Below are 12,352 nucleotides of genomic sequence, written 5' to 3'. Positions count from 1 at the left end.
TTTACGTGGCCGGCCGCCGTGACGTGCGCCCTCTTGACCCTTGCCTCTCCTTTCTCACCCCGAGTCACATCTGACCCTGTTTCCCCAGCTCATGCCTGTTGGGCATGGTTTGGCATGCGGTGGTAACCCGGCTTGACCGAGGAGGCGTCCTACCCGCTGTGGGCTTTCGCCTTCGACCGGGGAGGAAACGTGTCTGGATGGCCGGCTGTTGACCGCGGTGACGATCAGCAGGTGGTTGACGCGCTTCGGATGGGTGCTGTCGAAGGCGCTGCCAAGCTCTATGACGCTTATGCGGAGCGGTTGCATGATTACGCGTGTTCTCTTACCGGAGAGCGCGACGCCGCGGCAGATTCCGTGCATGACGCGCTGGTCACCGCGCATGGATGCGTATCCCGGTTGAAGGAGCCCAACCGGCTCAGAGCCTGGTTGTATGCGTTGACCAGGTTCCAGGCCGCCGCCCGGCTGGCCCATAGGACCGGCTCGGCGAAATCCGGCAGCGTGCCGTTGCCGGTTTTCGATGAGCCGGAGGACCCCGAGCTCGCCGAACTCGTGTATGAGGCGCTCGGCGAGCTGAGGAAGAACGAGCGCGAGGTTCTGGAACTGTCGCTGCGGCACGGGCTCACTCCGGCCGAGGCAGGGGCGGTGCTCGGTCTGACCTCTCGCCAGACCGTCAGCCGGCTCGGCCGGGCTCGTGATCATCTGGAGAACGCCGCCGCCGCCGTGATCCTGGCCAGGATCGGGCGGGCGCACTGTCCCGACCTGTCGGCGATGCTGGACTCCTGGGAAGGGCCGCTCACCCCGTTGCTGCGACGGCGGTTGTCAGGTCACATCTCCGGGTGCGAGGTGTGCACCGAGGGACGGCATCGGCAGGTGGCGGCCGCGCGGCTGCTCGACATGGTGCCGGTGGCGTTTCCCCCCATTTCGCTGCGCCGGCGGGTGGTCGACACCTGCGTGAACCCAGAGCGGGACCAGACCCGGACGCTGATCACCGATCGGGGCGACAGCTTCGACCGCACGGGGTTCCCGGTGGCGGCCGAGCGGCGGTCGCGGCGCCGCAAGCCGCACCGCCTCGCGCCGGTGATGCTGGCCGGCGCGGCGGTTCTCGCGGCGACCGGGGCGATGGTCGTGATGAACACCGGGGACCCCGCCAAGACCGCGCTGCGCGTGACCCCCGCCCCCTCGGCCTCCCTCTCCGCCTCCCCTGACGAGCTGACCGGCACCACGCCCGAGCCCGACCTGGAGGACGACACCACGCCGGCCCCCGATCCGTCGCCCACGTCCTCCCCCACCGGTGTGCCGAGCACGCGACCCGCCGCCACCGCCGCGACCACCAGGCCCGCGGCCGCTCCGACGGCCACCCGCCGGCGGACCGTGCGCGGCGCCCGGTTCGCCGCCTCCTGTCCGACGAGCGTCGACGCCGCCGCGAAGATCGGGTTGACCGCGCGCAACGCCACCGTCACCTGGAGCGCGACCGCGTCGGCGGGGCTGGAGGTGCTGCCCGCGAGCGGGTCGATCAAGGCGGGCGGCTCGGTGGCGATCTGGGTCACGGTCGACGATCCGGCCACCGGCGGCAGCGGCTCGGTCTCGTTCAGCTCCAACGGCGGCGGCGCGAAGTGCTCATTGTCGTGGGACGGCGGCACCGAGCAGACGCCGGAACCGCCCACCGACCAGCCGACGACCGTGCCCGACCCGAGCGAGACGCCCAGCGGCCCGACGCAGAGCACGTCCGTGGACAACGTCCAGGCGGACCCGGCCCACGACTCCTGACGCGCCATTCCCCCCACGCGTGACGGGCCACCGATATCCGGTCGATGCCACCATACGGCGTGACATTCCGCCTGTTCGGCCGCAGAAATCCTGACTGCCGGTCGTCGAATCGCCTCCCCCGGATCAGCGCAACCGGTGGGCCATGAGTACACTTACGTTACAAATGGGGAGAAACCGGACCTTAGCTCGAAGATCTTGCGGCATATAGGGCATCCTTGGGGTTTGGGGACCGCAACGGAGGCCGGATTCAGCTGGGCGTGTGTTGAACACCACACGCGGAATATTTGCCTGCCGGTAAACCAGAGCGTGTCGCCAAGCGTCGGCATTGACGTGTCCACGGGTGGATTGGTCCCATGAAATGCGATCAATCGCGCCTTTACCCAGCTAGGTCCCAGGAGAGAGACGGTAGATGCTCAAGCACCGCAGAGCGTTGACGTGGCTCCTCGCGCTCGCCTGCATCGCGGGAGCGGTGATCGCGCTGTTCGACATCCAGACACCGCTGCGCCCGTTCCTCATCTCTCTTTTCCTTCTGGTGGTGCCAGGAGCGGCAGTCGTAGGACTGTTGCGTGATCGTGACCCACTTGCCGCACTATCAGTAGGAGCTGCGGCAAGTCTCGTGCTTAACGTGCTTCTTGCTCAAGCCATGCTGCAGTTCAACGCATGGTCGCCCCGGGCCGGTGTGGCAACGGTCGCCGTGCTCGGAGGCTTCATGTACGTGCTTCGCGTGTTGTACCGGGGGAAGAACATGCAGACCGAACAGGGGGCCAGGGCAAGGTGAAGATCACAGTAGTCCGCCCCGGAGACCTTGGAGAGTCCGAGCGCGCCCGATGGCGCGCGCTCCAGAAGGCGGACCCGAGCCTGGACAATCCCTTCCTCTCCGTCGAGTTCGCCTTGGCGATGGACCGCCTGCGGGATCGGGTGCGGGTCGCGGTCATCCAGGACGAGACCGGCATCGCCGGCTTCTTCCCCTACGAACGGCACAGCTTCGGCATCGGCAAGCCGCTCGGCGGCTTCCTGACCACCTGCCACGGCCTGATCTCCGTCCCCGACCTGAGGTTAGAGGCCAAAGCCCTGTTGAGGGCCTGCAAGCTGAGTGTCTTCGATTTCGACCACCTGGTCGCGGGGCAGCCGACGTTCGCGCCTTATGAGAGCGACGTGCGCCCCGCGCCGGTCATGGACTTCACCCAGGGCTTCGACGCCTGGCTCCAGCAGGTGAAGACCAATTCCCCCAAGAACCTGAAGACCGTGCGCTACAAGGAGCGCAAGTTCGGCAGGGAGCAAGGCGGGCTGCGCTTCGAATGGGCTTCGGCCGATCCGGAGGTGCTGCGCACCCTGCTCGCGTGGAAGTCCGATCAGTACAGGCGGACGGGCCGGGTCGACCGGTTCGCCCAGCCCTGGATCGTCGAGCTGATCGATCTGATGTTCGCCGAGAAGTCAGCCGACTTCTCGGGTGTCCTGACCATGCTGTACGCGGGAGACGTGCCGGTCGCCGGCCATTTCGGACTGCGCACGGCCACCACGCTCGTCGGGTGGTTCCCCGCTTACGACACCGAGTTCGCCCGGTACTCACCGGGCATCGTGCACCATCTGCAGATGGCAGAGGCCGCCGCGGCGGCCGGGTTGCACATGGTGGACATGGGCAAGGGCGGCAAGGAATACAAGGACTGGCTCAAGAGCGGGGTGCTGTACGTCGCCGAGGGCCGCGTCTCCCGACCCTCCGCTTCGGCGGCGGTGCACTGGATGGGCAGAACTCCTTTCAACAAAGCCCGAACAATTGTCATGGACCGGCCGTCTCTTTATAGGGCAGCCGATCGCGTCCTGAAGGGCTTCGGTCGGGTGCGCAGCTCTTTGCACCAGGAGTCATCCAACGCAGTCGTCAAGGAACCAACGGGAGCGCGCTGAGCGCTCCCACCCCTCACAGCACACAGCAAGCCCGCGCAACCCTCGCTCTCAGTGGACCCTTCATGCACCGTTTCGCAGCACCGCCATTCCTCCCGCACCCGGGAGTGGCTGCGTCCGGCCCGCGTGGTGGGGTCACGGAAGGAAAATCCCTCACCATGAGTCCCGACATCAAGCACAACGGCAAAGTGCAGGTCGCGCCCCTGCGATCGATGCCGCCGATTGAGCGTTTCACACCCGTCACCCCTCACCTGGCGATCTCTCCGACGGTGAGCGTGGTGGTTCCGGCCATGAACGAGGCGGACAACCTGCCGCACGTCTTCGCCACGCTGCCACAGTGGATCGATGAGATCATCCTGGTCGACGGCAACTCCGTTGACGACACGGTGGCGGTGGCCAGACGCCTGCGGCCCAATCTGAAGGTGATCACCCAGACCGGCAAGGGCAAGGGTGACGCCTTGGCGGCCGGCTTCGCGGCGGCCAGCGGCGACATCATCGTGATGATCGACGCCGACGGCTCCACCGACGGCCACGAGATCATCACGTTCGTCGGCGCGCTGGTGACCGGCGCCGACTTCGTCAAGGGCTCGCGCTACGCCGCCGGTGGCGGCAGCGACGACCTGACGTTCGGCCGCCGGTTGGGCAACCGAGTCCTCACCGGCATAGTCAATGTGATGTACGGCACCCAGTACACCGACTTGTGCTACGGCTATAACGCCTTCTGGGCGCGCCACCTGGATGCGCTCGACCTCGATTGCGACGGCTTCGAGGTGGAGACTCTGCTGAACGTCCGCGCCGCCAAGGCCGGATTGAAGGTGCACGAGGTGCCGAGCCACGAGCGCAACCGGATCCACGGCGAGAGCAACCTGCGCGTCGTGCGTGACGGCATGCGTGTACTGACGACCATCCTGCGAGAGTGGCGCCGCCAGCCCGCCCCGCCGCAGCCCAAGCCCGCCACTGCTCCGGCCGCGGACCGGGGTGTCGCGTAAGAAGGTCAGTTGTGAAGACGTCTGTTGTCATCTGCGTATACACCGACGAGCGGTGGGAGGACATCAGGCAAGCCGTCGAGTCGGTCGAGCACCAGCGATGCCGGCCACACGAGCTGATCCTGGTCGTCGACTACAACCCGGACCTGCACCTGAAACTCAAGCGTGCCTACCCACAGGCCATTGTGGTGGAGAACACGCACGAGCAGGGGCTGTCCGGCGGCAAGAACACCGGCGTGGCCACGGCCACCGGTGACATCGTCGCGTTCCTGGACGACGACGCGGTCGCCGATCCCGGATGGCTGGAGGCTTTGGAGGAGGGCTTCCAGGATCCGGGCGTCGTCGGCGTCGGCGGTCGCACCGATCCGCTGTGGGCGTCCCAGCGCAGGCCGCGCTGGTTCCCCTACGAGTTCGACTGGACGGTCGGCTGCTCCTACCGCGGCATGCCCGCGGTCAGGGCGCCGATCCGCAACGTGATGGGCGGCAACGCCGCCTTTCTGCGCGAGGTCGTCTCCGAGGTGGGTGGCTTCCACAGCGGCATCGGACGCAGCGTGCAGGGCCGTAAGAGCAGACCGCTGGGCTGCGAGGAGACCGAGTTCTGCATCAGGCTGAGCCAGCGCAAGCCCGGCTCGGTCATGCTGTTCGAGCCGCGCGCGCTGATCGGGCACAAGGTGTCGCGGCAGCGCGAGCGGTTCGCCTACTTCAGGTCCAGGTGCTACGCGGAGGGACTGTCCAAGGCCCTGGTCACCAAGGAAGTAGGCACCCAGGACGGGCTGGCCAGCGAGCGGGCGCACGCGCTGAAGACGCTGCCGCTCGGCGCGCTGCGGGGCGTCGGCGAGGCGTTCCGCGGCGACGTCGGCGGGCTCGGCCGGGCCGCCGCGATCGTGGTCGGCCTGGCCTGGACCACCTGGGGTTACGTGGTCGGTTCCGCACGGCTGAAGGCGGTGCGCGCATGATCCGCGTACCGATCCTGATGTACCACTCGGTCGCCGACAACCCGAACGACGAGACGCGCCCTCACTCGGTACGGCCATCGGACCTGGAGGAGCAGCTCGCCTACCTGTCGGAGAACGGGTTCACCGCGCTCACGCTGGGCGATCTGGTGGCCTCACTGAACAACAACAACGGCAGGTGTGTGCCGGCCAAGCCGATCGTGCTGACGTTCGACGACGGCTACGCCGACTTCCACAGCCACGCGCTGCCGATGCTGGACCGCTACAAGTTCCCGGCCACGGTCTTCCTGACCAGTGGCTGGGTGTCGGACGCCGGCGACGACGCCGCAGGCCGGCCGCTGGACGACATGCTCACCTGGGGCCAAGCCCGCGAGGCCGCCCAGACCGGCATCGAGATCGGCGGCCACAGCCACAGCCACCCGCAGCTCGACCAGCTCCGCACCGATGAGCTGCGCCAGGAGCTGCGCCGGAACAAGGGCCTGCTGGAGGACATGATCGGCACGCCGGTCGCCACCATGGCCTACCCCTACGGCTACTCCAGCGCCCGCGTGCGCCGCGAGGTGCGCAAGGCCGGCTACTTCGCCGCCTGCGCGGTGAACAACTCCATCGCCGCCGACCGCCACGACATGCTGGCCATCCCCCGGCTGACCGTGGCCCGGAACACCTCCATCAGCATGTTCAAGCGCGCCGTCGAGGGCAGCGCCGTCCCCCTCATCTACCTGAAGGAGCGGGTCCTCACCAAGGGCTACGCGATCGTCAGGCGCACGAGGTACGGCCTGCAGAGGGTGCGTGGCCATGTCTAACCTCTGGGGGAGGCTCCTGCACGACCTCCGTAGCCCACTGTTCCGTAACGGCTACGCGCTGATGGCCAACACGGCGATCACCGCGACGCTCGGCATGGGCTACTGGCTGCTGGCCGCCCACTTCTACACGCCCGAGGAGTTCGGCCGCGGCCAGGCGATGATCACCGCGATGCGGCTGTTCGCGTCGCTGACCGCGCTGGGCCTGGTGGGCGCGCTCTCGCGCTTCCTGCCGCTGGCCGGCCGCCGCATCCCCGAGCTCATCCTGCGGGGGTACGGCCTGGCGGCGGCGACCGGCGGCGTGGCGGCACTCGGCTTCCTGCTGACCCTGCCGCTGTGGGGGCAGACCTACTCGGTGCTCGGCGGGTTCGGCCCGGGACTGTTCTTCCTGGCCTCGGTGCTGGTCTGGTCGGTGTTCACGTTGCAGGACGTGGTGCTGACCGGGCTGCGCCAGGCCACCTGGGTGCCGCTCAACAACCTGGTCTTCGGCCTGGCCAAGATGGGGTTGCTGGTCGCGATGGCCGGCGCGCTGCCCGACGGCGGCATCTTCACCTCCTGGATGGTGCCGACGGCGCTCGCGCTGATCCCGGTCAACTGGCTGATCTTCGGCGTCATCGTCCCCCGGCACATGAAGCGGACCGAGACCGTCCAGGAGCCGCCGCGCCTGCGCGAGATCGGCCGGTTCCTGGCCGGCGACTTCCCCGGCACGCTGTCGATCCTGGCGATCGTCTACCTCGTGCCCACCGTCGTCGCGACCCGGGTGGACGAGGCCACGTTCGGCCGTTTCTCCATGGCCCACACGCTGGCCAGCATGATCGAACTGCTGGCCATGAACATGGCCGTGTCGCTGACCGTCGAGGGCTCCTTCGACCGATCACAACTGGCCGCGAACTGCCGCCGGGCGCTGCAGCGAGCCTTTATGATCATCGTACCGATCATCGTGGTGGTGCTCGTGGGCGCGCCGCTCATCCTGAGCATCTTCGGGGACGGCTTCGCGGCGATCGGTACGACGCTGCTGCGGCTCATGGCGCTGGCCGTGCTGCCGCGGGTGCTGATCGAGGTCTATCTGAGCGCGCTGCGGGCACAGAGTGACGCGCGGAGACTGGCCGGCGTACAGATCGGGCTCGCGGTGCTCGTGGTGGTCTCGATCTTGGGGCTGTTCCCGTTCGCCGGAGTCAACGCGGTCGGGTACGGCTTGCTGCTCAGCGAGACCCTGATGGCACTTTTGATCTTCAGATCTCTACGCAAAATACTCATTCTTGGCGATACACGACAGGCTAGCGTCACTCAGGGGTCGTCCGGGGCCGCATGATGGTCAACGTGAGGCAACGTGACGGCGATGGCATGACAACGGGGATCACGGGCTCTTCCGAGCCCATGGGCGACTCCACAGACGACACAGAGGAGGAGACGGGCGTGGCCTTCGATCCGGATGCCACGGGCGTCATCCCGCGTCTGCCGCTCCTGGACGGCCCCGCGCCCGGTTCTTCCGCCGAGGTCACCGATGGTGACGACGAGAAGGAGGAGGCGGGCACCCTGCCCGCGCTACGCCTGCCTGCCACCCTCCACATCGGCACGCCGCCGAAGGCCCCGGAGGGCACAAAAGACACAGCCACAGAAGCCTCGAAGGACTCGAAGGACTCCGCGCCCGAGTCCGCCGCGGATGGCGACGCCGCGGGGACCGTGCCGACGAAAGTGGCCGCCCCGAAGGTGACCCCCTCGGAGGTGGCCGCCCCTAAGGTGGCCGCCTCGAAGGCGCCCGTCCCGGATCCGGCCGCCCCAAAGCCGGCTGTCCCGAAGGCAGCCGCCCCAAAGGCGGCTGTCCCGGAGGCGGCCAGCCCTAAGGCGGCTGTCCCGGAGGCCGCCGCGCCGGTCGCGCGGCTGTCCGTGGAAGCTCCCCCGGCTCCAGCGAAGGCCCCCGTCGGGCCTGCCGCTGAGCCCCCGGCCAAGACCGCGGTCAACACCCCGGCCAAGACCCCGGTCGAGGCCCCCGCCAAGACTCCTGCCAAGGCGCCCGCCAAGGCGCCGGGGCTGGGCGGGCGGGTGAGCCGGTTGGTGCGGAGCGCGCCCACGTGGCTCCCCGCGCTGCTCACGGTCGAGGGCCTGGTCATGTACGTCCTGGCCCTGCGCGTCGCCCCAGGCCCGCTGCGCGGCGTCAACCCGGCCGACATCAACGGCCTCGGCCTGATCGCCGCCCTCCCGGCCAGCGCGTTCGCCGCGATCCTGATCATGCTGGTGTCGTTCTTCGTGACCGTCGCCCAGAGCACGGACCGCAAGTTCCTCCTGCTGTTCCAGATCGCCGTCATCACGTTCGCCCTGCACGGCGCCGGCTCGCTGGTGGCCTCCGAGCCCAGGTTCCCCACGGCGTACATCCACGCGGGTTTCGTCGACTTCATCGGCCGGACCGGCGAGACCGCGATCAACATCGACGCCCGCATGGGCTGGCCGGGCTACTTCGCGCTGTTCGCCTTCGTGACGAAGGCCGCCGGCATCACCGACATGACCACGATCCTCCAGTGGACGCCGCTGCTGACGAACCTGCTCTACCTGCTGCCCTTCGTGCTGATCCTGCGTCAGGTGGTGGCCACCACGCGGGCGCGCTGGTTCGCGGCGCTGCTGTTCGTGCTGGTGCAGTGGATCGGGCAGGACTACTTCTCGCCGCAGGGCTTTACCTTCGCCCTCTATCTGGCCTTTGTCGCGATCCTGTTGCGCTGGTTCGGGCGGGTGGAGCCGCGGACCAAGCCGATCGCGCCGAAGGGGCTGCGTAAGCTGCTCGGCCGCCTCGACGCGATGACGCCCGGCGAGATCGCCAACACCGGCACCTACCGGGCTGACCGGCTGCTGATGCTGATGATGCTGCTCGCGCTGTTCTTCGCGGCGACGGCATCGCACCAGATCACGCCGTTCATGATGCTCGGCGTGGTGACGGCCTTCCTCATCTTCAAGCGGACCAAGCTGACGTGGGCGCTGCCGTTCTTCCTCGGCCTGGGTGTACTGGCCTGGATCAGCTACGAGACCGTGGGGTTCTGGGCGGGCCAGATCGACGCGATCTTCGGCGGCCTGGGCAGGATTCTGACGAACCTGCAGACCAACACCGGAGACCGCATCGCGGGCAGCGACCCGGCGCACGCGATGGTGTTGAAGGCGCGGCTGGGCATCCTGGTCGTGATCCTCATGCTGGCGGCGGCCGGCCTGCTCAGGCGGTTGCGGCGCGGGGTGTTCGACCGGGCGGCGCTGATCCTGCTCTGCGTGCCGGTGCTGGCGCTGGGGCTGCAGAGCTACGGCGGCGAGATCGGGCTGCGCATCTACATGTTCGCGCTGCCCGGCGCCTGCTTGCTGGCCGCGTACGCGTTCTTCCCGAACCTGCCCGCCGACAGCGCGGACGTGCGCGAAGAGACCGTGCCCATCCGCAAGCGGAACGTGCGCTTCAACCCCGAGCTGACCAGGAAGCTGTCGGTCGTGCTCGCGGCCTGCTTCGCGGTGCTGTTCGCGGGGGCGTTCCTGGTCGCCCGCTACGGCAACGAGAAGTTCGAGCGGGTGACGACCGGCGAGGTCGACGCGATGCACTACATCTACGCGCACGACAAGCCGAGCGCCAAGGTCCTCTACCTGACGGCCAAGGAGGGCCCCGAGGTCACCCCGACGCTGCCGTGGGGCGAGAAGGACATCGAACTGGTCAACTTCAACGGCCAGGCACTCGTGTACAAAGATCCGGCGCAGATCGCCAAGGCGGTGGCGACGCTCAAGGCCAGCCCTCGCAACACCTATCTCGCCGTCAGCACCGGCCAGATCAGCTACCTGCAGCTCAACGAAGGGTTCCCGGCAGACTGGGGCGCCAGGTTCCGGGCCGCGCTGGACGCCTCGCCGGACGTGAAGAAGGTCTACTCCAACAGCGACGCCGCCTTGTACACGTGGAAGAAGTTCGTCAAGGGCACCGAGATCCCGGATCCCCAGCCGTACAAGGGGCGCGGCGACCCCACCTCGCCATGGACGCCGGTCGGGCTCGCGGCACTGGCTCTGACCTGGGCGAGCATGTTCGGCTACGAGGTGATCCGGCTCAACGGGCCGAACCGGGCGGTCAAGGCGCGCAGGGTGTTGCTGTGGGTGTCCATACCGGCGTTCGCCGTGGCCGTGGGCGTGATCATCGAGAGATTTATCTATATCGCATCAAATAACTAGATTCACAGGAAACTCACAGGTTTTGCGGAATGATGTTCGCTGATGAGGACACATCCCGCCATATCACCCGAACGATCCGTAGCTGCGCGTATCACTTCCGTTGATGCCCTGCGGGGCTTCTCGCTGCTCGGCATCCTCGTCGTGAACATCGCCTTCCTGGCCTCCGGCTACCGGATGGCCGGGATGGCCGAGCCCGCGTTCGTCTCTCCGCTCGACTGGGCGGTGCGGTGGACCGTGACCCTGCTCATGGAGAACAAGTTCTACTTATTGTTCTCCTTCCTGTTCGGCTACAGCTTCACGCTGCAGGTCGACTCGGCCGTACGGCGGGGCAAGGCGTTCGTGCCGATGTTCCTGCGCCGCCTGGCCGGGTTGTTCCTGCTCGGGCTGGTCCACGCCGTGCTGCTGTTCCCGGGTGACATTCTCACCACCTACGCCGCGGTGGGCCTGGCCCTGCTGCTGTTCCGCAGGATCTCGCCCAGGACCGCGGTCGTGCTCGCGGTCGCCTTGACGTCCCTGCTGGCTCTGGGGTTCGTGCTGCTGGCCGTGCTGGCGATGGTGGGTCTGGACACGGCGGGGACGGTCTCGCACGGGGTCGCGGAGGCGGTGCACTCGGACACGGCGCTGCGCGGCTCCGGCCTTCAGATCATCGGCGAGCACCTGCGCAAGCTCTCCCTCATCGTCGTGCTGCGCGTGCTCTTCCAGGGGCCCGCCGTACTGGCCGCCTGCCTGATCGGGCTCGCGGTCGGCAAGCTCGGCGTGCTGCGCGACCTGTCGGCGCACACGGCCACGCTCCGCCGGCTGCAGTGGCTCGGGTTCACCGTCGGACTGGGCGGCGCGTTCGTCTACACGCTGTCGGCCTGGCACGGCAGCGTGAACAAGTTCCTCGGCGAGGCCGTGGACCTGGTCACGGCTCCCCTGCTCGCCGCCGCCTACGCGGCGACGTTCCTGCGGCTGCTGCCGTACCTGCCGCGCATCGGGCGGGCGCTGGCGGCGCCGGGCCGAATGGCGCTGTCCAACTATCTCGGGCAGTCGCTCATCTGCTCACTGATCTTCACCGGGTACGGCCTGGCGCTCGTGGACCGCGTCAGCCCGCCGCTGGAGGTGCTGATCGCGATGACCGTCTTCGTGGCCCAGGTCCTCCTCAGCCACTGGTGGCTGCGATCGCACCGGTACGGGCCGGTGGAATGGCTGCTGCGCGCCCTGACGTACTGGAGCCGGCCGGGGCGGGGCGCCCATCAGAGGTCAGGGCGCGCCTGAGGCCCCCGATAGGGCAGCGTCCGGCTGTAGACCAGGTTGGTGGTGGTGCTGCCGAACTGGGTGAGGTCGTCGACGACCTGTTCGAGGTGGGACATGGAGGTCGCGGCCACCTTCAGCAGGTAGCAGTCTTCGCCCGTCGTACGCAGGCATTCGAGGATCTCAGAGCGCTCGCCGAGCAGCCGGTGCAGCGGGTCGTGCCGGTTGCCGGGGTACTTGAGCCGCACCACGGCGAGCACGGCGAACCCGACCTTCTCCAGATCCACCTCGGCTCGATAGCCGGTGATGACACCGGCCGCCTCCAGCCGCTTCACCCGCTCGGTCGTCGCGGAGGGGCTGAGATTGACCCGTCGCCCCAGCTCGGTGAGCGCGACGCGCCCGTCTCTCTGGAGCTCGGCGATGATCGACCAATCCGTCATGTCAAGGCTTTCGGCCATCCGCCCAAAATACCGGTAATTCCCCGGCCAATCGTCGCGTACGCAGGGAGGACTCCCTTCCTGCCGCCACGACCGAT

The 12,352-nt window shown here is 68.0% G+C and carries 10 protein-coding genes; 9 read left to right on the top strand and 1 reads right to left on the bottom strand.

Going from position 1 to position 12,352, the window contains the following annotated elements:
• Nucleotides 1-249 precede the first annotated feature (249 nt).
• The 9 genes from KLK06_RS20850 to KLK06_RS20810 all read left to right on the top strand — a co-directional run bounded on the left by KLK06_RS20850 (nt 250) and on the right by KLK06_RS20810 (nt 11,841).
• Nucleotides 250-1,767 carry an RNA polymerase sigma factor gene (locus KLK06_RS20850; RefSeq protein ID WP_250905810.1) on the top strand — a complete coding sequence of 506 codons (1,518 nt, stop codon included), beginning with the start codon at nt 250-252 and terminating at the stop codon, nt 1,765-1,767.
• 409 nt (nt 1,768-2,176) lie between these two features.
• A complete protein-coding gene (locus KLK06_RS20845) occupies nt 2,177-2,545 on the top strand; it encodes a hypothetical protein (RefSeq protein ID WP_214637201.1) in 369 nt (122 codons plus the stop codon).
• Nucleotides 2,542-3,669 carry a GNAT family N-acetyltransferase gene (locus KLK06_RS20840; RefSeq protein ID WP_214637200.1) on the top strand — a complete coding sequence of 376 codons (1,128 nt, stop codon included), beginning with the start codon at nt 2,542-2,544 and terminating at the stop codon, nt 3,667-3,669. Before KLK06_RS20845 ends, KLK06_RS20840 begins: the two co-directional genes overlap by 4 nt.
• 155 nt (nt 3,670-3,824) lie before the next feature.
• Entirely contained in the window at nt 3,825-4,655 is an 831-nt protein-coding gene (locus KLK06_RS20835; RefSeq protein ID WP_214637199.1) for a glycosyltransferase family 2 protein, read from the top strand.
• Nucleotides 4,656-4,666: 11 nt separating this feature from the next.
• Complete coding sequence (locus tag KLK06_RS20830; protein WP_214637198.1) at nt 4,667-5,608, top strand: glycosyltransferase; 942 nt, start codon at nt 4,667-4,669, stop codon at nt 5,606-5,608.
• The gene (locus KLK06_RS20825) at nt 5,605-6,408 is read left to right on the top strand and encodes a polysaccharide deacetylase family protein (protein WP_214637197.1); all 804 of its coding nucleotides are present in this window, start codon (nt 5,605-5,607) and stop codon (nt 6,406-6,408) included. The genes KLK06_RS20830 and KLK06_RS20825 overlap by 4 nt, the downstream gene beginning before the upstream one ends.
• Nucleotides 6,401-7,717, top strand: coding sequence for a lipopolysaccharide biosynthesis protein (locus tag KLK06_RS20820; RefSeq protein ID WP_214637196.1), 1,317 nt, complete (start codon nt 6,401-6,403; stop codon nt 7,715-7,717). The genes KLK06_RS20825 and KLK06_RS20820 overlap by 8 nt, the downstream gene beginning before the upstream one ends.
• A gap of 8 nt (nt 7,718-7,725) precedes the next feature.
• Nucleotides 7,726-10,584: a hypothetical protein gene (locus tag KLK06_RS20815; protein WP_214637195.1), complete on the top strand. Its 2,859-nt coding sequence runs from the start codon at nt 7,726-7,728 to the stop codon at nt 10,582-10,584.
• Between the two features lie 42 nt (nt 10,585-10,626).
• On the top strand, nt 10,627-11,841 hold the full coding sequence (locus tag KLK06_RS20810) for a DUF418 domain-containing protein (RefSeq protein ID WP_214637194.1): 1,215 nt from the start codon (nt 10,627-10,629) through the stop codon (nt 11,839-11,841).
• Here the strand turns inward: KLK06_RS20810 and KLK06_RS20805 are convergent.
• The gene (locus KLK06_RS20805; RefSeq protein WP_214637193.1) at nt 11,820-12,275 is read right to left on the bottom strand and encodes an Lrp/AsnC family transcriptional regulator; all 456 of its coding nucleotides are present in this window, start codon (nt 12,273-12,275) and stop codon (nt 11,820-11,822) included. The genes KLK06_RS20810 and KLK06_RS20805 overlap by 22 nt on opposite strands.
• Nucleotides 12,276-12,352: the final 77 nt, after the last annotated feature.

This window comes from Nonomuraea sp. NEAU-A123 (genome assembly GCF_018603905.1).
Classification (GTDB): domain Bacteria; phylum Actinomycetota; class Actinomycetes; order Streptosporangiales; family Streptosporangiaceae; genus Nonomuraea.
This window is presented reverse-complemented; position numbering and strand designations above follow the sequence as displayed.